Here is a 22,199-nt window from a genome sequence, read left to right as displayed (position 1 = left end):
CGACCGGCCTCGCCCGTGCCGCCGGCCCCCCACGCCACGACACCGACCGAGGTCGGTGTCGTGGCGGCTCCCGAGCAGGAAGGATGTTCTGCGTGCCACGAGGAGAACTCCGGATCTACCTGGGGGCCGCCCCCGGCGTCGGCAAGACGTACGCGATGCTGGAGGAGGCCCAGCGTCGCGCCGCACGCGGCACCGACGTGGTGGTCGGCCTGGTCGAGACCCACGGCCGCGCGCACACCGACGCGATGATCGGCGACCTGGAGGTCGTGCCGCGGCGTGAGATCACCTACCGCGGCACCGGATTCACCGAGATGGACCTGGACGCCGTGCTGGCCCGCCGGCCCGAGGTCGCCGTCGTCGACGAACTGGCCCACACCAACGTCCCCGGCTCCCGGCACGAGAAGCGCTGGCAGGACATTCAGGAGCTCCTCGACGCCGGCATCAGCGTCCTCTCCACCGTCAACGTCCAACACCTGGAATCGGTCAACGACGTCGTCGCCCAGATCACCGGCACCATCCAGCGGGAGACCGTCCCCGACGAGATCATCCGCGCCGCCGAACAGGTGGAACTGGTCGACATGACGCCGGAGGCGCTGCGCCGCCGGATGGCCCATGGCAACATCTACCGGCCCGACAAGATCGACGCGGCGCTGGGCAACTACTTCCGGGTCGGCAACCTCACCGCGCTGCGTGAGCTGGCGCTGCTCTGGCTCGCCGACAAGGTCGACGACCAGCTCGACCGCTACCGCGCCCAGCAGGGCATTTCCGAGACCTGGGAGGCGCGTGAGCGGGTGGTGGTCGCGCTCACCGGCGGGCCGGAGGGCGAGACGTTGATAAGGCGTGCGGCCCGGATCGCCGCCCGGAGCAAGGGCGCCAACCTGCTCGCCGTGCACGTCGCCCGCAGCGACGGGCTGGCCGACGCCGACCCCGCCCAACTCGCCCGGCAGCGGGTTCTGGTGGAAAGCCTCGGCGGCACCTACCACCAAGTCCTCGGCACCGACGTACCCGCCGCGCTGCTCGACTTCGCCCGCGGCGTCAACGCCACCCAGCTCGTGCTCGGCGCCAGCCGGCGCGGCCGCTTCGCGCAACTGTTCGCGCGCGGCGTCGGGGTGACCACCACCGCGCTGTCCGGGCCGATCGACGTCCACCTGGTCACCCACCCGGAGGCCGGGCGGGGCCGGCGCGCCGCCGCGGTACCGGCGGCACTGTCCCGGCGACGCCGGCTGCTCGGCTTCGCGCTGGCCGGGCTCGGCATGCCGCTGCTCACCCTGCTGTTGTGGGCGCTGCCGGACCTCAGCCTCACCAACGACATCCTGCTCTTCCTCGCCGGCGTCGTCGGCGTGGCGCTGGTCGGCGGGATGTGGCCCGCCCTGGTCGCCGCGCTCGGCGGCTCCCTGCTGCTGAACTGGTTCTTCACCCCGCCCTTCTACACGCTGACCATCGCCGAGGCGGACAACCTGCTCGCCCTCGGCGTCTTCGTCGGCGTCGCCGTCGCGGTCAGCTGGGTCGTCGACGTCGCCGCGCGGCGGACCCGGGAGGCCGCGCGCGCCTCCGCCGACGCACAGACCCTGGCCACCGTCGCCGGCGGCGTGCTGCGCGGCGAACGGCCGCTGCCGGCCCTGCTCGACCGGCTCCGGGAGACGTTCGGACTGCGCGCGGTCAGCGTCCTGGAACTGGCCGCCGACGCCGAGGGACGACCCGACCGCGCCCGCGACGAGGGCGCCTGGCGGGTGGTGGCCAGCGTCGGTGACCGGCCGGCGTGCAGCCCGAGTGCGGGGGAGACCACGGTACCGGTGGACGACCGGCTCACCGTGGTGCTCAGCGGCCGGCGGCTGGAGGCCGCCGACCGGCGCATCGTCGAGGCCTTCGCCGCCCAGGCCGCCGTCGCCCTCAAGCAGGAGCGCCTCGCCGAGGAAGCCGCCACCGCCCGCCCGCTCGCCGAGGCCGACCGGATGCGCACGGCGCTGCTCGCCGCGGTCAGCCACGACCTGCGTACGCCGCTGGCGTCGGCGAAGGCCGCGGTGAGCAGCCTGCGCAGCCCCGACATCGAGTTCGACGCAGACGACCGGGAGGAACTGCTGGCCACCGCCGACGAGTCCCTCGACCGGCTCGGCCGGCTGGTGGCGAACCTGCTCGACATGAGTCGCCTCCAGGCCGGTGCGCTGGGTGTCACCCACGCCGCGATCGGCCTGGAGGACGCCGTACCCCGTGCCCTGGACGAACTCGGTCCGGCGGCGGCCGACGTCAGCACCGACATCCCCGCCGACCTGCCCGCCGCCACCGCCGATCCGGGCCTGCTGGAGCGGGTGCTGGTCAACCTCGTCGCGAACGCGCTGCGGCACAGCCCGCCCGGACAGCCACCCACCGTCACCGCCAGCGCCCACGCCGGGCAGGTCGAGCTGCGGGTCATCGACACCGGCCCCGGTATCCCCGAGGACCGGTGGGAGCACGTCTTCCTGCCGTTCCAGCGCCTCGGCGACCGGGACAACCAGACCGGCGTCGGGCTCGGCCTCGCCCTGTCCCGCGGCCTCGCCGAGGCGATGGGTGGCAGCATCACCCCGGAGACCACGCCCGGTGGCGGCCTCACCATGGTCCTGCGGCTGCCGGCCGCCACCAACACCGCGACGGAAGGACCGCAGGAATGACCCGCATCCTGGTCGTCGACGACGAACCGCAGATCCTGCGCGCCCTGCGGATCAACCTGCGCGCCCGCGGCTACGACGTCCAGGTCGCCGACACCGGCACCGCGGCGCTCAAGGCCGCCGCCGCCCGCCCCCCGGACCTGGTGGTGCTCGACCTGGGGCTGCCCGACCTCGACGGCGTCGAGGTCATCCGCGGCCTGCGCGGCTGGACCACCGTGCCGATAATCGTGCTCTCCGGCCGGGCCGGCAGCGAGGACAAGGTCGCCGCCCTGGACGCCGGGGCCGACGACTACGTCACGAAGCCCTTCGGCGTCGACGAGCTCCTCGCCCGCATCCGGGCGGTGACCCGTCGCCTCTCCGCCACGCCGGCCGACGCCGCCTCCGTGGTCGCTCCACGGGTCGGTCGGCACACGATCAACCTCGCCGACCGGACCGTCACCCGCGACGACGGCGCCGAGGTCAAGCTCACCCCCACCCAGTGGGCGATGCTGGAAAAGCTGCTGCGCCACCCGGGCAAGCTCATCAGCCAGCGCCAGCTGCTGCACGACGTGTGGGGCCCGGAGTACCAGCAGGAAACCAACTACCTACGCCAGTACATGGCCCAACTGCGGCGCAAGCTCGAGGACGACCCCGCCCGCCCCCGCCACCTCATCACCGAACCGGGCATGGGCTACCGGTACCGGCCCTGACCGCCCGGGGCGGAGATATCACCGGCAACGAGCCCCACGACGGGTGTTTACGGCGGGTCCGTCACCCCTCCCGGTCAGCCGGTCCCTGCGGCGCCAGCTCGACCGTCAGGAGCTGGTCGTCCGGCCCGACCTGCACCCCGTGCCGCCGGGCGTAGACGTCCGCCGCCACCCGGAACGTCGGATCCTCCGGCGACAGAATCCGGCCGAGGCCGGTGCGGCACCGACCGCCCCGACGCACCTCGACCGGACCGGGCCGCCGGAAGTGGTGCCACCAGCGCTTGTCGGAGGCGTCGCCGACCAGCACCACGTACCGGTCGTCGGTGGCGGCGTACAGCACCGGCAGGCTGATGTCCCGACCGTCATTGGCCCGGTAGCGCAACTCGCAGAGCTGAGCGTCCAACAGCCGGTGCCAGCGTGGGGAGCGCAGGATCGCCAACGTCGCCCGGTTGACCAGCGCCGGCGGCCGGTGGGCATGACGGTGACGTCGGTCCGTACCCCGGTTCGGATCCACCGCTCTCCACCTTTCCGTCGCTCGCCCTCACGTGGCGGCACATCTCCGCGCACACCCTCATCCTCGCGCGGCCGCCAGCGCCGGCGCAGGGCCATCCGGCCCGTCCGGCCGGGCAGGGTCAGCCAGCGTGCACGTGCGGTCGGCGCGACCGGTCCGGCTCCTGCCGGCGCAGGATCTCCCGGATGACTGGGGCGATCTCGCAGCACCAGTACCAGGGTGGCAATCGGGAGAGCACCTCGGCGGCCAGCGCGGCGATGCCTGGCTGGTAGCCCAGGGTGGAGAAGTAGTCCACGCCGGTGAGACACATGACCTTCCACCAGGAGTGGTGGCGCTGCTCGGGCGGCCGGGCGTACGAGCCCTCCGTCTGGGCGGGCCGCGCGGACATGTCCGACAGCAGCCAGTCGCCCAGCGGACGTTCTCCCGGGTCCGCGCCCGATCACGCGTGCCGACGCTCATCGTGCCTCCCGAACTCGCCATGGTCGCCGCGGGTATGCGCTGCGCCACCGTCGGGCCAGCAGCCAGCACCGACACCCGTCTCCCGCCGCCATTCCGGGCCTGCCGGCGCCGCCCGGGCCGGGTTTCACCCCGATCGGGTGGGGGAACCGGCGGCAGCACCAGCGCCGCGCGACGGCGTCGTGCTCCGCGGACGACTTCCGGGAGAGCGATGGGCGAAAAGGAGTGGCCTCCCCGGACGGGAGGCTTCGGACGCCGCCTGGACGAGCATCAGCCGGATGACGCGCGGCCAGAGCCGACCCGGAGCCGAGTGGTCGACAGCGCCGTCTACGTCCGGGGCCGCCGCCAGGCCTCCCCTGGCACCCTCGCCGACACCTACCGCTGCCTCCAGGAACTCGATCGGGCGATGGCCTGGATCGGCCTCTACCGGCCGGGAACCGGACAGATCCGATCCCTGGCCCAGGAGTTCCAGCTGCACGACCTGGCTGCCGAGGACGCCATCAACGCCCACCAGCGGCCCAAGCTGGAACGCTACGGCGACACGCTGTTCGTGGTCCTACGCGCCGCGCGTTACCTCGACGACCGCGAGGAGGTCGAGTTCAGCGAGCTGCACCTGTTCATCGGACCCGGCTTCGTCATCACCGTCCGCCACGGCGAGGCGCCCGACCTCGCCGCCGTCCGCCGCCGGCTGGAGGCCGACCCGCAGGTCCTGGCACTCGGGCCCGAAGCTGTCCTGTACGCGGTCCTCGACCAGGTCGTCGACGGCTACGCCCCCGTCGTCGCCGGACTGGAGAACGACATCGACGAGATCGAGACCCAGGTCTTCGGTGGCGACCCCAACGCCAGCCGTCGCATCTACTCACTCAGCCGCGAGGTCATCGAGTTCCAGCGAGCCGCCCGCCCGCTGGTCAAGGTGCTCGACGCGCTCACCGCCGGGTTCGACACCTACGGTACGGACGAGGAGCTGCGCCGCCGACTGCGCGACGTGGCCGACCACCTCACCCAGGTCGTCGAACGTGTCGACGGGTTCCGGCACCTGCTGCAGAACATCCTCACCGTGAACACCACCCTCGTGACCCAGGCGCAGAACGAGGAGATGCGCAGCCTCACGGCCGCCAGCTACGCCCAGAACGAAGAGATCAAGAAAATTTCCTCCTGGGCGGCGATCCTGTTCGCGCCGACCCTGATCGGGACCGTGTACGGCATGAACTTCACCCACCTGCCGGAACTGAACTGGCGCTACGGGTACCTGTTCGCCCTCGCCCTGATGGCCCTGGTCTGCGGCACTCTCTACCTGATCTTCAAACGCCGCGGATGGCTGTGACTCGGCGCCGAAGGCCGGCGTGGCTGGACCTCCCCCTCAGCCTCCGACCGTCCACGAGCGGGTAGCGCCCGAACTATCAGGCGGTCCGTCGCGGCCGCGTCCGCGGCATCCAGTCGTGGATGAGCCGCCGCGACCGCCCGCAGGTCGGCCACCACCGACGCGTACGCGCCGACCACGACGGCGACCAGCAGGGTCCGGGCGGGCAGTTCGGTCTGTGCGAGGGCCGCCGCCCCCAGTATTGCCGCCCCGACCACCAGCGCCGCGCCGCCCGCGATCCTGATCCCGATGGGGGCTCCCCGACCGTCGGAGTTTCCTGACGTCGATCGACAGCCACAGCACGCCTCCGGGCGACAGTGGGAGGCCCGCACGCTCAGGCCCGCCTTGAGGCCATACCAGTCCCACCGGCCGTTTACCATCGACAACCTTCACAGATCTGCTACGCACGCCCGCCGAATTTGACACCGTTTCCACACGGGCCCGCTGCGTCCGGAAAATGCGAGGAAAATTGCCTGCCGGGGCGTCAGCATCGTGTAGCGGAAAGGCCGCACGGCGATTGTCCGCACATGTCCGGTCTATGCCTGACGTTGTTCCCCAGTCGGAGTGAGTGGGCCGAAGGCCTGCCGGACCAGCTGATTCGCGTCGTCCTGGGCCAGGTCGGTGGCTACCAGCAGGTCACTGACCGCCGTGCGGACCTGGGCGACCACGACCGATCCGGAGAAGCCCACCCCGCTCCGGTAGGCGCGCCCGGCCTCGGCCACCGCCCGCAACGCCCGCTCCCGAGTCCGGTCGGCCTCCGCCGCCCCGCGCGCGAACTCACGGCGTAGCGTCCGGGTCGCCTCGGCGAGCGCCGACACCGCCGCCGGCATCGACTCCGGTACCGGCTCGCCGTCCTCGATCAGGGTGACGGCCCGGCGGATCAGGGTGCCGCTGTTCCGCATGGCCCGGTCGATCGGGTCCACGGCTTGGGCGTACCGGCCGAGTGGTCCTTCCCGGGCGCTCCAGAACACCGGGGAGAGGGTGGTCGCCTCCCGGGCGGCCTGCGCCGCCTCGCCGAAGGAGCCGAGCTCCTTCTTGTTGTTCCGGAGCCTTTCGAGGGCCTCCTGCGCCTGGGCGGCGTCCCGCTGCCGCAGCGCGGTGGCAGTGGCGTCGAGTTGGTCGATGAGCAGGTCCAGTGCCGGCCCGGCGGCCCGGTTGATCGTCCGGAGCGGGTTCAGCGGCAACAGCACCGCGGTCACCACCAGGGCCACCGCGCCGCCGATCAGCGCGTCGACGAACCGGGCTGCCTCAACGTTCGGTACCGAAGGCGTCACCGTGCCGATCAGGACCGCCGTCGCCCCTGCCTGGACCACCAGCGCGGGACTGCGACCCACGAACGCGGCCACCAGGACGGCCAGCATCACGATCAGGCCGAGCTGCCATGGGCCCGCGCCGAGCAGGTAGATCAGCAGGTCGCCGATGAGGATGCCGACCGCTACGCCGATGACCAGCTCGATCGTCCGGCGCAGCCGCTGACCGACCGACGCGGCCAACGTGACGACCGCCGAGATCGGCGCGAACAACGCCTGCGGGATGTTGAGCAGGGTGTCGGCGGTCCACCAGGACAGGCCCGCTGCCAGCCCGGCCTGGGCGGCCAGGCCGGCACCGGCCCGCACCCGGCGCAGCCGATCGCGCAGGACCCCGGCCGAGCGACGGGACAACTGTGCGGCCGTCGCACGCTCATGGTCGGCACGCATCCCGCTGCGCTCTTCCGGCGGACCCGCACCGACCACGGCTGGGCCTACCCGCTGTCGGCCGGGCAAATCCTGTCCGGTGGCGGCAGGTCGCAGCACTGGGTGGGGTTGGCCCTCGTTCAGCTGCTGTACGCCAGGCCCTCAAGCCAGTCTGATCGAGACAGGTTCAGACCGCGACTTCGGCGCTGAGGACGATGGTGCGTTCCTCGGGCAGGTGGAGGAACTCGGCCTGGCTGGCGGCGTTGTGGGCGAGGGCGATGAACAGGCGCTTACGCCAGATGGCCATGCCGGGCTGGCGGGTGCAACGCAGAGTGATCTTTGAGACGAAGTAGGAAACCTGGGCGAGGTCGAGGTTGATTCCCTCGGCGAGGGGGTGGGCGGCGGCGCGGCGAACTACCTCGGGGAAGTCGGTGGGGTCCTGGAAGCCGAAGATGGCGTCGATGTGGATGATGCCGTCGTTCGGGTCGCCGAGGTCATCGATGGTGAGGCGCTGATTCCAGGGGATGTGCGGGACGTTGGCGGTGCGGCCCGTAATGATCACGATTCTTTCGTGCCGGACGTGGTAGTGCGCGACGTTCGCGCGCAGTGCCAGGGGCGTCGTCTCCTTGTTCGGATGCGGAAACACCGCGGTGCCCGGCACCCAGGGGATGTTCGTGGCGTGCAGGGTGTCGATGAAGTCGCGGAGAGGTCCTTCCCGTTCGATCCGCCTGGCGGTGACCAGTTCGGCTCCGCGTCGCCACGTCAGCAGGACCGTGAACAGGATGATCGCGATGAGCAGCGTCAGCCAACCGCCGTGGGTGACCTTGGCCAGGTTCGCGGTGAAGAAGGTCAGCTCGATGCTGCCGAAGACGAGCCCGAACAGCGCCAGCCGCCAGGTTGTCCAGTGCCACCGCGCTCGCGCGACGACCAGGAACAGGGTCGTGGTGATCAGGAAGGTGCCGGTGACCGCGACCCCGTAAGCGGCGGCAAGGTTCGTGGACGAGCCGAACGCGAACACCACCACGAGGACTGCGGCGAATAGGCTCCAGTTCACTCCTGGGGCGTAGATCTGTCCGTACTGGCGGCGGGAGGTCTGCCGGATGCGCAGGTGCGGCAGGAAGCCCAGCCGCATGGCTTCCCGGGACACCGAGAACGCTCCCGAGATCACCGACTGGGACGCGATCACGGTGGCCACGGTGGCCAGGACGACCATCGGCAGTTGCGCCCAGCCTGGTAGCAGCAGGAAGAACGGATTGTCCCGGCTCTCCGGTGCCCGAAGGATCAGTGCGCCCTGGCCGAGGTAGTTCAGGGTCAGAGCGGGGAAGACGATCGCGAACCAGGCTCGGCGGATCGGGGCGCGGCCGAAGTGCCCCATGTCGGCGTAGAGCGCTTCGGCACCGGTGATCGCCAGCACCACGGCGCCCATCGCGATGAACGCGATGATCGGGTGGTCGACGACGAACAGAGCCGCGTACGTCGGTGACAGCGCGGCCAGAACGTCCGGGTGACGGATCACCTCGGCCGCGCCGGCGACGCCCAGGCAGGCGAACCAGAGCAGCATGATTGGCCCGAACACGGCCCCGACCCGTCCGGTGCCCCAGCGCTGGATGGCGAACAGCAGCGTGATGATCACCGCCGACGCCGGCAGCACGACCACCTCCCACCGTGGGGAGATGACCTCGAGCCCTTCCACCGCCGACAACACCGAGATCGCCGGGGTGATCACACTGTCGCCGTAGAACAGGGCGGCGCCGAGCGCCCCAAGCGCCAGCACGGTTGCGGCGCGCCTTTCACTGACTTTGAGCAGCGCCCTTCGGGCGAGGGCGGCCAAGGCCATCACCCCACCCTCGCCTTCGTTGTCGGCCCGCAGGATGAAGATGATGTACTTGACCGACACGATCAGGATGATCGACCAGAAGACCCACGAGATCACACCGAACACGTCGGGAGTGTCCGGTGTCAGGCTGCGGTCCAGAGTGAAGACTGTCTTCAGCGCGTACAGCGGGCTCGTGCCGATATCGCCGTACACCACCCCCAACGCGCCCAGCAACAAGCCCACGCCCGCCCTCGGGTGGCCCGCCGGCGATGGCTGGGACCCCGCGTCCTCTCCTGGTCCCTGGCCGCCTGGCGTCGGCTGCTCGTGGTTCGCACGCTTCGTCACCTCACAGGCATACCAACCGGTACGCCGCGCGGGTCCGGGACTCCGAACTTTGGCCAACCCTGTCGGTCTCCGACCCGCCATCGGCGACGGGGTCTCGCAACAGGCGGGGCGCCCTCCATCCCCGGACCAGGCCCTCAAGCCGTCTCAGGTGTCGACGGGAGATGCCCGTGAAGACAGGCTGCGAGAGAGCCGCGCGGGCCCGGCCAGGCGAGGGCGCCGCAACATGCTCGCGCGTACCTCAGACGATGCCACGCTCTCAATGCGCTCAGGAGTCGCGGCCATGACTGCAGGCGGCCCGGAACGGATCATCGCGGGGCGTCAGCGCAGTGCAACCTCACCCGCGTGGACGGCACGCACGGCGCGCTCGACAGTCTCCTGATTTTCGCCGACCGGAGCCACGTAGTCGATGACGTCGCGCGCGGCGTCCTCCCCGAGCATTCGGGTGATCACCCACGCGGCGAGATACTGGGACGCCAGGCAACCGCCCGCCGTAGCGACGTTCCCCTCGGCGTGGAACGGCGCGTCCAGCACGGTGACGTCGCAGGCTTCGACAAAGGGCCGGCTCGTCATGTCCGTGCAAGCCGGCATGCCAGCCAGCAACCCGAGCCGGGCGAGCACCAGCGCGCCGGAGCACTGCGCACCGATCAGCTGTCGCGAAGGGTCGAGCAGCAGCCTGGAGAGCAGCCGGTCGTCGGCGACCACGTCCCGCGCCTTCACCCCGCTACCGATCAGCACGACGTCGGCCTCGGTCACGAACTCCATCGGGCGCTGCCCAGTCACCTCGACGCCGTTCATCGATGTGACCACCGGCGTCGGCGTCGTAATGAAGGCCTCCAAGCCGTCCTTACGGCACCGGTTGATCAGCGCGGAAGCGATGAAGCTGTCGAGCTCGTTGAACCCGTCGAAGGTCACCACGGCTACCTGCATCACAACTCCCTCACGTAGGCATCGGATCTGCAATCTCCCTGGCGGGCCGTTCCGGGTCGAGAGCCAATCAGCGGCTGGCGGCATGCCTACCGCACCCTGCGTTTCGAGCTCCGACCCTGAGCATCGTGGGCTTTGTAGGTTATGAGTAGTTATGCACGTTTCGCCCGATAGAGGGTAATCTGGTGGAGCTGAGATGAGGTGGGGAGGGCTGGGTGGACTCGTACCCTTCGGTGGCGGCCCACGGCTTGATCGGTGATCTGCAGACCGCGGCGCTGGTGGCGATGGACGGGACGCTGGACTGGTTCTGTGCCCCTCGGTTCGACTCGCCGAGCGTGTTCGGGGGGCTGCTCGATCGGCGCAGGGGTGGGCACTTTCAGGTGTCGCCGGAGGGCGTCGAGTACGTGAGCAAGCAGTTGTACCTGCCCGGCACGCCGATCCTGATCACCCGGTTTCTCAGCGCGGACGGCGTGGGTGAACTCGTGGATTTCATGCCCGTCGCGGGGGACCAGGCGACCGACCGCCACCGCCTGGTGCGGATGCTGCGGATGGTCCGGGGCACGATGCGGTTCCGGGTCGACTGTCAACCCCGCTTCAACTATGGGCGGGATCCGCACGAGCTCGACGCGCACCCGGAGGGGCACGTTTTCCGCAGCCCTGCGCTCTCCCTCGCTGTGAGCCTCGTTCGATACCCCGAAACCCGGCCCGGCGAGCAGGGAGTCCAGCGTAGGGAGGGTGGCATATGGACCATCGCCACGCTGAGCGAGGGCGAGGCCGGGGGTGCCGTTCTGGAAACAGGAGTGTCGCCTGACCGGCCACGCTTCTACACCCCGGGCGAGGTGCAGGAGTTGCTGGAGCAGACCCGCGACTTTTGGCGGCGTTGGCTGGGCCGTTCCCGTTACACCGGCCGTTGGCGGGAGATGGTCGAGCGGTCGGCGATGACGCTCAAGCTCATGACGTACGCGCCGACTGGCGCGCTCATCGCCGCCCCCACCGCCGGGCTGCCGGAGCAGATCGGCGGCCAGCGCAACTGGGACTACCGCTACACCTGGATCCGCGACGCGTCAATCTCCGTACACACCCTGCTCAAGCTGGGCTTCACCGACGAAGCGTGGCGGTACATGCACTGGGTCGACGACCGGGTCCGGGAGGCCAAGGAACGGGAGAGGCCGCTGCAGATCATGTACCGCGTCGACGGCTCACCCGATCTCTCCGAGGAGGTGCTCGACCACTTCGAGGGTTACCGCGGATCAGCGCCCGTGCGGGTGGGCAATGGCGCCGCGAACCAGCTGCAACTGGACATCTACGGCGAGATACTCAACGGCCTCCACGAGGCCGACAGCCATGATCTGCAGCCCTCTCACGAGCTGTGGCTGAACACCGTGCGACTGGTGGACTGGGTCTGCAAGCACTGGGACCAGCCCGAAGACGGGATCTGGGAAACCCGTGGCGGCCGCCAGGACTTCACCTACGGGCGCGTGATGTCCTGGGTAGCCCTCGACCGGGCTGTCCGACTCGCTCACCGCCGCGGACGACCGGCCGACACCGACCGGTGGGTACGTAACCGAGACCTGATCTACCAACAGATCATGGCCCGTGGCTTCCACCCCGGACGAGGGGCCTTTGTCCAGCACTACGCGACCGACGTCCTGGACGCGTCGCTGCTCGCCATGCCCGGCGTCGGATTGGTCTCATCAAAGGATCCGATGTGGCAGTCCACGCTGCGGGCGATGGACGCGGACCTCGTATCCGACAGCCTGGTCTACCGGTACGACCCGGCCGCCTCGCCCGACGGCCTTCCCGGCCAGGAGAGCACCTTCACCATGTGCAGCTTTTGGTACGTCCGGGCCCTCGCCGAGTCCGGACGGCTCGACGACGCCACGCTGACCTTGGAGAAGATGTTCACCTACAGCAGTCCACTCGGCCTCTACTCCGAGGAGATCGCACCCACCGGTGAGCAGACCGGCAACTTCCCGCAGGCGTTCAGCCACCTCTCGTTGATCGGCACGGCCGTGAGCCTCGACCGCCTCCTCGACGCCCGCCCCTGAGACACAGGCCGGCTCCGGAACAGGCACTGGCTCTACGAGTGCCTGAACAGGGTCGCGGTGCGCGCATGGGATCCGGCGAAGCGCCACGGCCGGACGGAGCCAGTTCGTACGATCGACAGCGGCCATCGGGCGCCGACCCGTCGGGTGACGTGGGGCCCCGGCGCTGGGCGCCCCGCGGGTCCCACCGCCGCTGCCCGCGGCTTCGGTCGCGCGACGGAGAGGAGCAGGCGGGTGAACGCCTCGTTCGAGACCCTGCGTACTGAGTTGACCGGCGGTGTCCTGACGGTGACGCTGGACGCGCCGCCGATCAACATGGTCGGCCCGGAGTTGGTGCGGGACCTGGTCACCCTGCTTGACCGATTGACCAGGACCACAGAGGTGCGGGTGGTCGTCTTCGACAGCGCCGACCCGGACTTTTTCATTTCTCACGTCGATCTCACCAAGGTCGCCGAGTATTCGGCCGAGGCGGCCAAGGCGGGCGGGGGTCCGCAGGACGCCTTTCTCGGGGTGGTGCTACGCAAGCTGAGCGAGGTGCCGGTCGTCACGATCGCGAAGCTGCGCGGACGGGCCCGGGGAGCGGGCAGCGAGTTCGTGCTCGCCTGCGACATGTGCTTCGCGGCGCGAGAGAACGCGTTGCTCGGCCAACCCGAGTGCGGTTTCGGCGTGGCACCCGGGGCTGGTGGCCTACAGCACCTGGCGCGCCTGCTCGGCCGAGGACGGGCCATGGAGATGATCCTCGGTGCGCAGGACGCGGACGCCGACCTCGCGGAGCGATATGGGTGGATCAACCGGGCGCTGCCGGACGCCGAGCTCGATGAGTTCGTGGCCGCGCTGGCCCGACGGATCGCGTCCTTTCCGTCGGCGGCGATTCAGGCCACGAAGCAGGCGATCAACGAGCTGACGCTGCCACCGGCCGAGGCCGTACGCGCCGACGGCCGCCGGTTCCAAAAGTTGGTCGCCGCCCCAGAGGTGCAGGACCGGTCGAAGGAGTTGTTCGGCCGGGGCTTTCAGACCCGGGGACCGCTGGAGCTGGACCTCGGCACACGGATCGCCGATCTGCCGGCCGCCGGGTGAACGCCGCCTTCAGGTCGCAGGTCCAGTCTCCCCGACCCGGCCCGCATCGGTGGACGCGATGGGGCAAGATCGTCGGGCACCACCGACGTCGCCCTGGCCTGGAGCAACGAACGGCAAAATGGGGGGCCGGCGCCGCAGTACGCAACGGCGTACCCGACTGCCGCTGGCAGGTGTGCTGCGGGCGTCCCGAGCCTCTTCGACGCTGGTTGTCCACCCACCGGCCGCCGTCGGCGGGCGGCATGCGGTGCGGCGAGGCCGCGACGGTCCTCCGCTAGCAGCGACCCGGCATCCACGATGCGCTGCCCCGACCGGCGCGCCGGGAGACACCGGGCGGCGGGCCGGCGGGGCGGACCCGACCTCAGCGGCCGGGCAGCGCCTGGCCGAGCTGCGTCGCCCCGGCGGCGAGGGCCTCGTAACCGCTGGCGCTGATCTTGCCTTCGCGGCGCAGGTTGACCAGCTTCTCGGCGAACTCGCGCAGGTTCTCCCGCGCCTTGTCCGCCTCGCCGTCGGCGATCTTCTCCGCCACCTCACGCAGCCGCTTCCGTAGCTCGTTGCCCTCGCCACGGGAGAGCTGCCGTTGCCGTATGAGCCCGTCGACGCTGGTCCGTAGACCCGCCACGAGCTGCGCCGGGCTGGCCGACCGTGGAGCGGGCGACGTCGGGGATGACGAGCTGGTGGGAGTGGGCGAGACCTCGCCGGTCACGGGTTCACTGGGCTCGGCGGGCGCGGACGTGCCGATCGCCACGGTGCCACCGGTGGCGGGACCGGCCTCCTCGCCACCGGCGAAGACCACCACCAGCACGGCGGCCACCATCACGGCGGCGGCTCCCCCCGTGGCCAGCCACATCAGCCGGCGGCCGTCGTCCGGGGCTCGATGCCGGCTGCCGGCCGGGCGGACCAGCGGTAACACACTGGTGGGCGGGGCCACGTCGGCGCTGCGCGGGTCACGGGGGACAGACACGGCGGACATCATGCCACCCGGCGTGCCGGCGAGGAGTCCGTAGGCGTCAGCAGGGGGTGAGGGGAAGTCCGACAGCCGCTGGCAGGACCGCCGATGAGCCGCGGAGCTGATGCGCCCGTCGTCTAACCGCTCCCGGCGGCGGGACCGCGGTCCTCGAACTCGTAGGTGGTGGTCAGGCCCTCGGGCAGGTCAGGGACCAGGGCATTCGTGCCGTCGACCACCTGGACGTAGCGCCGACCCTGAAAGATCGAATAGCTCCCGCCGGCGACCTGCTCGATCCTGAAGAGCTGTGTCTGCGCGGCCGGGTCGCACACCTGGCCGCGGACGCTGCCCGGCGCGGCGTCGTGCACGACGGTCATGCACTGCTGGCTGGCTCCGGGTGGCGTTGCCAGCATGATCCGGAATTTGTCCCCCTCGGGGCGCAGGACCCACAGCGCCCGGTCGTTGCTGCCCCGCTCGGTGGTGGCCCGCACCCGGTCGTCGTCACGGCCGATCGCCAGCGCGGCTCCACCCATGCCGGGCACCACGATGAGGACCTGCCGCCGGCCGCCGAGGATCTCCTGCGGTCCCGCCGAGGCGGTCACGGACGCGACGACCGAAGGCGGGACCTCGCCCGCTGGGCTGACACCCCGGTCCGGCGTGTCCACGTGGTCCCGCGCCGGCAGCAGGCTGGCGCCGGCGGTCACGACCAGCACGGCCAGCCCCGCGCCGGTGACGGCCGCCCGCCGTCGCCGGCGCTGGTCGCTGCGGCGGCGCAACGTCTGCGCGGCGGGCAGTGTCGTGACTCGCCGGACCTCGTCGGCGATGGCGGTGAGGGCGTCGTGCGGATCAGCCATGGGAGGTCTCCTCCTGGTGCGCCTCGGTCAGCAGCCCGGCCATCGCTCTCCGGCCGCGGGCAAGGTACGTCTTGACGGTCCCGACGGGCGCCTGCATCTCGGCTGCCACCTGGGCGACGCTGAGATCGTTCAGGTGGTGCAGCACGACGGCGCGGCGCTCGTTGGCGCTCAGCCGCTGCAGCGCCTGCAGCAGGGCGACGTGGTCCTCGTTGAGTGCGGGCACGCTCTGGTCGACGGCGGCCCGGTGGTGCGCGCGGATGCGGTTGATCGTCTTGCGCCAGCTGCTCACCGCGATCCGGGAGGCCACCCGGCGGACCCACGCCTCCGGGCTGTCCGCGTCCCGCACGGTCGACCAGCGCTGCCAGGCCCGCATGAACGCCTCAGCGACGGCGTCCTCCGCCTCGCCGCGGTTACCGGTCAGCGCGTAGACGTGTCCCACCACCCGTCCCGCACAGGCCGCGTAGAAGGCGTCGAACTCCTCGGCGTCACGCATCTGTCCGGTGCCCCCCGAAGCCTCGTCCCGCGGTCACCGGGGAATGCAACATGGCAGGGGCAACCGGGCGCGCCGGCACGGGTCACGATTGTGGCCGTTGTCACACTCCGGAAGATCAACCCGCCTGTCGGGCCAGGCGTCATCGTGCCGTCCCGGGAGAGACCCGTGGCGGAGAGGACGATGTGCGACGACGGCAACGACGCGCCCTGACAGCCGGGCTGCTCGCGACCGCGCTGGCCGCGGTGGGCCTGACGGCTCACCCGGCGGACGCGCAGGAGGGGCCCCAGGCCACGCTCCCCGGCACGCCCGGCACCTTCACGCTGATCACCGGGGACCGGGTGTCGCTGGACGCGGACGGCCGTCCGGAGATCCAGCGGGGGCCGGGGCGGGCCGGCATGCGGTTCGTGAGCAGCCAGGAGGGCGGCCACCGGTACGTCGTCCCGGTGGACGCGGTGCCGCTGCTGCGCGCCGGGCGACTCGACCGCCGGCTGTTCGACCTCACGGCGCTGGGCCAGTTCGGCTACGACGACCGCAGGGCCGAGCTGCCGCTGCTGGTCGCGTACCCGGAGCAGATGGCGGCGCAGGCGCGGTCCGCCGCGGTCGCGGGTGCCGCGCGGGTGGGGGCCGATCTGTCCGCCGCCCACGCGCTGGCCGTCCGGGCGGACCTGGACGACCGGGCCACGCTCTGGGCGTCACTCACCCGCGGCACGTCGTCGGGACGCACGTTCGCCACCGGGATCACCCACGTCTGGCTGGACGGCAAGCGCCGGGTCTCCCTGGAGCGCAGCGTGCCGCACATCGGTGCGCCGGCGGCCTGGGACGCCGGCTTCGACGGCACCGGCGTCACGGTCGGCGTCCTGGACACCGGGATCGACGCGGCCCACCCGGACTTCGCCGGGCACCTCGCCGCGGTCCGGGACTTCACCGGCGGCAACGACCCCGGCGACACGGTCGGCCACGGCACCCACGTGGCGTCGACCATCATCGGCAGCGGCGCCGCCTCCGGCGGCAGGTACCGCGGTGTGGCCCCGGGCGCGAAACTGGTCGTCGGCAAGGTCTGCGCCACCTACGAGTGCCAGGACTCGGACATCATCGCCGGGATGCAGTGGGTCGCGTCGCAGGCCAGGGTGGTCAACCTGAGCGTGGGCGGCACGGACGCGCCCGGTCTCGACCCGCTGGAGACCGCGATCCAGGACCTGAGTCACCGGTACGGCACTCTCTTCGTGGTGGCCGCCGGCAACGAGGGCAAGCCGAAGTCGGTCTCCTCGCCGGCCACCGCCGACGACGCCCTCGCCGTCGCCGCGGTCGACGCCGACGACCAGCGGGCGTACTTCTCCAGCAGGGGTCCCCGGATCGGCGACGACCACATCAAGCCCGAGATCAGCGCCCCGGGCGTCGACATCGTGGCGGCTGCCCCCGGCGGCGGCTACGACACCATGTCGGGCACGTCGATGGCCACCCCGCACGTGGCGGGTTCGGCCGCCATCCTCGCCGGACAGCACCCGGACTGGTCCGGCCCGCAGCTCAAGGCCGCGCTGATGGACTCGACCAGGCCGGCCGGCGACGACAGCCTCTACGAGCAGGGCGCGGGCCGGGTGGACATCGGCCGGGCGGTCGCCCAGCCGATCGCCGCCGAGGTCGGCGCGATCGACTTCCCGGTCCAGCGCTGGCCCCACGCCGATGACACCCCGTTCTCCCGCGTCATCGGCTACCGCAACACCAGCACCGCCCCGGTCACCCTCGCCCTGGCCGTCACCCCGGCGCCAGCCGGCATGATCACCGTCAGCCCGGCCACCCTGGTGGTGCCGGCCGGCGGCCGCGCCGAGGCGACGATCACCGTGGACACCCGGGTGGACGCCCCCGACGGCGTCTACCAGGGCGCGCTGATCGCCACGGGCGCCGGGGACCTGCGGGTACGGACGCCGTTCGCGCTCAACCGCGAGATCGAGAGCTACGACGTCCGGCTCGACCACACCCGACGCGACGGCGGACAAGCCACGGAGTACGAGACCGTGGCGGCGAACCTGAGCACCGGCGAGTTCAGCAAGCTCGTCGGGCAACCGGGTGGCGGTACCCTGCGGCTGCCCAAGGGTCGCTACGCGCTGTACAGCACCATCCACGAGGGCGACGTGTCGACCCTGCTCGTGCAGCCGGTCCTGGACGTACGCGGCCCGGTCACCGAGGCGCTCGACGCCCGCACGGCCCGGCCGGTCTCGCTGACCGTGCCCCAGCGGGACGCCGCACCGCTCGCGATCAACGTGAGCGCGAACTGGAACGACGGGTTCCGCTACCCGGGTGTCCAGCTCAGCGCGGTGTCCTTCGCGGAGGTCTTCTTCGGCCGGATCGGGCCCGCCGTCGCCGCCCCCGAGTTCACCGCGACGCTGGGCATCGGGCTCGCCCGTCCGGGCCCGGACGGAACGTTCCGGAACAGCCCCTACACGTACGACCTCGCGTACGTCCGTCCCGGCGACATGTTCACCGGCCTGACCAGGAAGCTGTCACCGGGAAATCTCGCCACCGTCAAGGCGACCTACCGGAGCCAGTCCACCACCGCGACCGCCGTCCGCTTCCACCGCGCGGCGTCGCAGGGCGGCCCGGGCCCGATCGGGTCGAACGTGTCGTTCGACCTACCGTTCCACGCGACCGAGTACTACAACACCGACGGCGGCCTCGTCTGGACGTCCACGTTCGTCGAGGGCGACAACCTGACCACGCAGGAGAACACCTTCCAGCCGGGCAGGACCTACACCCAGACCTGGAACGCGGCACCCTTCGGCCCCACGGTGGGCGGGGCACCGGCGCTGGCGCCGCTGGCGTACGCGGGCCGCGACGGCGACACCATCTCGGTCCAGCCGGCCCTGTTCGGCGACGCGACCGGCCGCCCCGCCAGCCGCGACGACCTGCAGGTCCACTTCCGGTTGTTGCGCGACGGTGAGGAGATCGGCACCGCGGACGGCCAGTTCGCGGAGTTCCCGGTGCCCGCCGCCAGAGCCGCGTACCGCCTGGAGGCGACCGTCACCCGTGGCGCGCCCGACACGCTGTCGACATCGGTCTCGGTGGCCTGGACCTTCACCTCGGCGCACACGTCGACGCCGGAGCGGCTGCCCCTGACGACGGCGCGGCTGATGCCCGCACTCGACGACACCAACACGGCACGGGCCGGCACGACGATGGCCGTACCCGTGGCGCTGGACCGGCTGGCGGGCTCGGCGGCCGCGCCCGGCCGGACGCTCGACGTCTCGGCCTCGTTCGACGACGGGCGGACGTGGGTCGCGTTGCCGGTGCAACGCGGCGTCGCCCTCATCAGCCATCCGCGGCGGCCCGGCTTCGTCTCGCTGCGCGTGGCAGCCACCGATACCGCCGGCAACACGGTGACGCAGACGATCCAGCGGGCCTACCGGATCGCCTGACCCACGTGGGTCCGGGGTGGCGGCTGCGTGCCGCCGCCCCGGACCGTGGCGTTCGCCGATCGCCGCATCCGAGGTACGCGCCGTCGCGTGGAACTGCTGGGACAGCCGCAAGGTGCACGGTTCAGTCGCTCGCTCCTCACCGCAAGGTCGGGCCACCAGGGACAATGACGTGCGTGCAATGGTTGACAACCTTGGTTGTCGAGCGGATGCTGAAGGCGAGGTCACTGGCGAGGGGGTGGGGTCATGCGGGATCTGACGCCGGACGAGCGGCAGGAACTACGGCGGGAACTGAGTGCTGTCACCGCTCACTGGGCGCAGCGGCTGAATGACGTCGATGCGGACGCCCGGCGGAGGAAAGACCACCAGCCGAGTTCCGCGCAGAGGATGCGAACTCACCTCGCGCGCATGACGGCAGGCGAGCAGATGCGCAGCCTTCTCGCGGACCTCGTATCGGCCAATGCAGAGGAAGCGGTGCAGTACGGTGCGGGCTATCCCGAGCTCGGAGCAGCGGTAGGCGCCAGCCGGCAAGCGGCACGTAAACGATGGCCGCACCTGTCGATCTCAAAGAGGCGCGCCAGCGAGTGGAAGCAGCCACCGGGGGGCATCGGTTGGGCCGGTGAGCATCTGGGGTACCCGGGGACGCCGGGGGCAGCTTGAGGGCTCTCCACGGCTGACGTTCGCGTCGCTCCGCGTCTGGGCAATGCGGGGCACAAGACGTCGTCAATCAGCGAGCAGCTATGGCAACCTCAGATGCCGCGTCAGCAGGTGCTGCGCAGCCCTTTCGCCGCGGCCGGGTTGGCCGAGCCGCACGAGGCCGTCGGAAGCTGCGGCCGACGACCGGTTGACCGCAGCGCAGAGCGTGCGGAGGGCCGGGACTGTCGAGACGCTGCGTCCGAGGCCGTTCCGGCCGTCGGCACGCTCGCTGCTGTCAGGCGCGACCGGTCGCGAAGCGGGTGAGAACCGTCGCGACGGCAGCCAGGGCTGCCGCCGCCCCCAGGAGCGCGACGTAGGGCGGTGCCAGCGCGCCCGCCGCCGCGCCGGCCAGCGCCAACGCCGCGCTGCCGAGCAGCCACCGTCGCGGGCTGATCCTCGGCACCGCCCACAGGTACCAGCCTTGGGCGAGCAGGAAGAGTATCGGTCCGCCGAACAGCAGCAGGCCCAGTGCGGCGGACGGCTGGCCGTGGGGATGGATAATGACCATCTCGAAGGCCGCGGCCGCGGCGATGAGTCCGGCCACCATCACCGTCAGGACGTTGCCCGCCATCCGGGTGGCGTGGATCGGGTCACGGGTGTCCTCCACGTATCGCACGACCAGGCGACCGGGGCCGCCATAGGCGATCATCCACAGGGCCGCCGTGACGACCAGGGCAGCTGAGCCGGTCGCCACTGTCATCACCGTCATCGGGACCGCGACGATGGCTACCCCGGTGGACAGGATCGTCTCGCCCAGGGCAATGATCAGGAACAGTCGGCATCGCTCCAGCATGTGCCCACCCTCGGCGAGCCCGACGCTCTGCGTGTGGAGTCTGCGCCCGGGCCCCGGGTGTCCGAGCCAGGTGCCGAGCAGGTCGAGGGCCGCGGCCGCGGCCCACCAGTACAACCGGTGTACGGGGTCCACGGCGGCACCGACCACCCACAGGGGTGAGCTGGTGAGCAGCCACAGAATCGTTCGCCGGTAGTGGTCGCGCCATATCTCGTTCGGAGCGTTCAGTAGAGTCCACAGGCCGCGGCCGAGTTGAATGAGTAGGAACGGAACGGCGAAGGTCCATCCCGAGCCGGCGAAGGCGCTGGTCACGGCCGCGTTCATGAAGAGGCCGACGAATAGCACCGTCAACATCATGGCGACGGTGCGGTTACGTTCGATCCTTACGAGAGTCGCTTCCCAGCTGGTGTAGTACCAAACGGTGAATACGGCCAGCAGTATCACGGCGGTCTCCGCGACGCCGCGCGCTGACAGGTGGTCCCGCAGGTGGTGCGTGAGCTGGGAGACTGCGAACACGAACACAAGGTCGAAGAACAACTCCACGGGCTCGACCCCGTACGTCTGGTTGCGCCGCAGATGCTCGTCCATTCGCAGGGTCTGCCTCTCCGGTCTCGGACATAGAACCCGTTCACGTTTCCGGCAGCCGCGCTCGGGATGGTTTCCAGCGGTCGCCGCAACGGTAACGATTGAGGTCGGCCGCGTGGTCCAGCCGCGCCAGCAGAGGCCACCGGGTCGAGCGGGTGGTCAGCGCGGTGGGGCTGCGCGGCGCAGCCGCTGGGCGAGTTCCCGGACGGCGTCGTCGGAGGTGGGTCGGATCGGGTCGCCCTTGTCATGGCCCAGGTGGTCGGTGAGCTCGCACTCAAGCGCTGATTCCAAGATCCGCTTCGTGAGCGGCTGCAGCAGCTCGCCATCGCCGGTCAGCTGCGACCCGGCCGCTCGGGTCTGCTCGACCAGGTCGGCGTCGAAAAGTGTGCGGGTGGAGTCCGGCGAATACTTGATTCGTTCCAGAAAAGTGGACTATGTTCGTCACATGACGTCCGGCTTCGAGACTCAGCTGCGGGCGGTCTCGTTGCGCGTGACCCGGCCCCGGTTGGCGGTGCTCGCAGCGCTGCGCGACCATCCGCACGTCGACACCGACACGGTGATCGCGCTGGTACGGGCGGATCAGCCCACGGTCTCCCACCAGGCGGTGTACGACGTGCTTCGTGCGCTCACCGACGCCGGTCTGGTGCGGCGCATCCAGCCTGCCGGTGCGACGGCCCGGTACGAGTCGCGGGTGGGGGACAACCACCACCATGTCGTGTGCCGCTCCTGCGGCGCGATCGCCGACGTCGACTGCGCTGTCGGCCAGGCTCCCTGTCTCACCGCCTCGGATGACCACGGTTTCGTGCTCGACGAGGCGGAGGTTGTGTATTGGGGCACCTGCCCCGACTGTGCGACCGAACGCACCTCCCAGTGATCCGCCAGTTCGGAAGGAAGTA

Annotated in this window: 17 protein-coding genes and 1 pseudogene; 8 read left to right on the top strand and 10 right to left on the bottom strand. The window is 71.0% G+C overall.

The features are described from left to right. The first annotated feature begins 92 nt into the window (after positions 1-92). The gene (locus ACTWM8_RS19250; RefSeq protein ID WP_446210260.1) at positions 93-2,645 is read left to right on the top strand and encodes a DUF4118 domain-containing protein; all 2,553 of its coding nucleotides are present in this window, start codon (positions 93-95) and stop codon (positions 2,643-2,645) included. After that, the gene (locus ACTWM8_RS19245) at positions 2,642-3,331 is read left to right on the top strand and encodes a response regulator (RefSeq protein WP_446210259.1); all 690 of its coding nucleotides are present in this window, start codon (positions 2,642-2,644) and stop codon (positions 3,329-3,331) included. The genes ACTWM8_RS19250 and ACTWM8_RS19245 overlap by 4 nt, the downstream gene beginning before the upstream one ends. A 61-nt stretch (positions 3,332-3,392) precedes the next feature. On the opposite strand, the gene ACTWM8_RS19240 is transcribed toward ACTWM8_RS19245, so the two are convergent. Continuing rightward, positions 3,393-3,842, bottom strand: coding sequence for a hypothetical protein (locus tag ACTWM8_RS19240; RefSeq protein WP_446210258.1), 450 nt, complete (start codon positions 3,840-3,842; stop codon positions 3,393-3,395). A gap of 118 nt (positions 3,843-3,960) precedes the next feature. Continuing rightward, positions 3,961-4,227: a hypothetical protein gene (locus ACTWM8_RS19235; protein ID WP_446210257.1), complete on the bottom strand. Its 267-nt coding sequence runs from the start codon at positions 4,225-4,227 to the stop codon at positions 3,961-3,963. Positions 4,228-4,605: 378 nt separating this feature from the next. On the opposite strand from ACTWM8_RS19235, the gene corA reads away from it, so the two are divergent. Then, positions 4,606-5,619 carry a magnesium/cobalt transporter CorA gene (gene corA / locus ACTWM8_RS19230; RefSeq protein ID WP_446210256.1) on the top strand — a complete coding sequence of 338 codons (1,014 nt, stop codon included), beginning with the start codon at positions 4,606-4,608 and terminating at the stop codon, positions 5,617-5,619. Positions 5,620-6,191: 572 nt separating this feature from the next. On the opposite strand, the gene ACTWM8_RS19225 is transcribed toward corA, so the two are convergent. The 3 genes from ACTWM8_RS19225 to ACTWM8_RS19215 all read right to left on the bottom strand — a co-directional run bounded on the left by ACTWM8_RS19225 (position 6,192) and on the right by ACTWM8_RS19215 (position 10,416). Beyond that, positions 6,192-7,352, bottom strand: a complete 1,161-nt coding sequence (locus ACTWM8_RS19225) for an FUSC family protein (RefSeq protein WP_446210255.1) — start codon at positions 7,350-7,352, stop codon at positions 6,192-6,194. A gap of 163 nt (positions 7,353-7,515) precedes the next feature. Continuing rightward, positions 7,516-9,387, bottom strand: a complete 1,872-nt coding sequence (locus ACTWM8_RS19220) for a potassium transporter Kup (protein WP_446210254.1) — start codon at positions 9,385-9,387, stop codon at positions 7,516-7,518. Between the two features lie 420 nt (positions 9,388-9,807). Further along, positions 9,808-10,416: a DJ-1/PfpI family protein gene (locus ACTWM8_RS19215; protein ID WP_446210253.1), complete on the bottom strand. Its 609-nt coding sequence runs from the start codon at positions 10,414-10,416 to the stop codon at positions 9,808-9,810. A gap of 212 nt (positions 10,417-10,628) precedes the next feature. On the opposite strand from ACTWM8_RS19215, the gene ACTWM8_RS19210 reads away from it, so the two are divergent. Together ACTWM8_RS19210 and ACTWM8_RS19205 are read left to right on the top strand one after the other, a co-directional pair. Then, positions 10,629-12,461, top strand: coding sequence for a glycoside hydrolase family 15 protein (locus tag ACTWM8_RS19210; RefSeq protein ID WP_446210252.1), 1,833 nt, complete (start codon positions 10,629-10,631; stop codon positions 12,459-12,461). 231 nt (positions 12,462-12,692) lie between these two features. Next, the gene (locus ACTWM8_RS19205) at positions 12,693-13,535 is read left to right on the top strand and encodes an enoyl-CoA hydratase/isomerase family protein (protein WP_446210251.1); all 843 of its coding nucleotides are present in this window, start codon (positions 12,693-12,695) and stop codon (positions 13,533-13,535) included. Positions 13,536-13,893: 358 nt separating this feature from the next. On the opposite strand, the gene ACTWM8_RS19200 is transcribed toward ACTWM8_RS19205, so the two are convergent. From ACTWM8_RS19200 to ACTWM8_RS19190, 3 genes are all read right to left on the bottom strand, one after another. Then, positions 13,894-14,496 (bottom strand): FIMAH domain-containing protein, encoded by a 603-nt coding sequence (locus tag ACTWM8_RS19200; RefSeq protein ID WP_446210250.1) that lies wholly within the window; start codon positions 14,494-14,496, stop codon positions 13,894-13,896. A 122-nt stretch (positions 14,497-14,618) separates the two neighbouring features. After that, complete coding sequence (locus tag ACTWM8_RS19195) at positions 14,619-15,332, bottom strand: hypothetical protein (protein WP_446210249.1); 714 nt, start codon at positions 15,330-15,332, stop codon at positions 14,619-14,621. Continuing rightward, on the bottom strand, positions 15,325-15,825 hold the full coding sequence (locus ACTWM8_RS19190) for a SigE family RNA polymerase sigma factor (protein WP_238447430.1): 501 nt from the start codon (positions 15,823-15,825) through the stop codon (positions 15,325-15,327). Before ACTWM8_RS19190 ends, ACTWM8_RS19195 begins: the two co-directional genes overlap by 8 nt. 182 nt (positions 15,826-16,007) lie before the next feature. On the opposite strand from ACTWM8_RS19190, the gene ACTWM8_RS19185 reads away from it, so the two are divergent. Next, positions 16,008-19,235, top strand: coding sequence for a S8 family peptidase (locus ACTWM8_RS19185; protein ID WP_446210248.1), 3,228 nt, complete (start codon positions 16,008-16,010; stop codon positions 19,233-19,235). Between the two features lie 243 nt (positions 19,236-19,478). Beyond that, entirely contained in the window at positions 19,479-19,892 is a 414-nt protein-coding gene (locus tag ACTWM8_RS19180) for a hypothetical protein (RefSeq protein ID WP_446210247.1), read from the top strand. 271 nt (positions 19,893-20,163) lie between these two features. Here the strand turns inward: ACTWM8_RS19180 and ACTWM8_RS19175 are convergent, their stop codons facing one another. Both ACTWM8_RS19175 and ACTWM8_RS19170 read right to left on the bottom strand, forming a co-directional pair. After that, entirely contained in the window at positions 20,164-21,306 is a 1,143-nt protein-coding gene (locus ACTWM8_RS19175; RefSeq protein WP_446210246.1) for a low temperature requirement protein A, read from the bottom strand. 228 nt (positions 21,307-21,534) lie between these two features. Further along, positions 21,535-21,678: pseudogene (locus ACTWM8_RS19170) on the bottom strand (IS256 family transposase); the annotation flags it as partial. 70 nt (positions 21,679-21,748) lie between these two features. Between ACTWM8_RS19170 and ACTWM8_RS19165 the strand changes: the two are divergent. Continuing rightward, entirely contained in the window at positions 21,749-22,177 is a 429-nt protein-coding gene (locus tag ACTWM8_RS19165; RefSeq protein WP_446210245.1) for a Fur family transcriptional regulator, read from the top strand. Positions 22,178-22,199: the final 22 nt, after the last annotated feature.

The sequence above is a fragment of the Micromonospora sp. IBSANI012 genome, from assembly GCF_052814045.1.
Note: the sequence above shows the minus strand (reverse complement) of the source record. Positions and strands in the feature narration are given on the sequence as shown.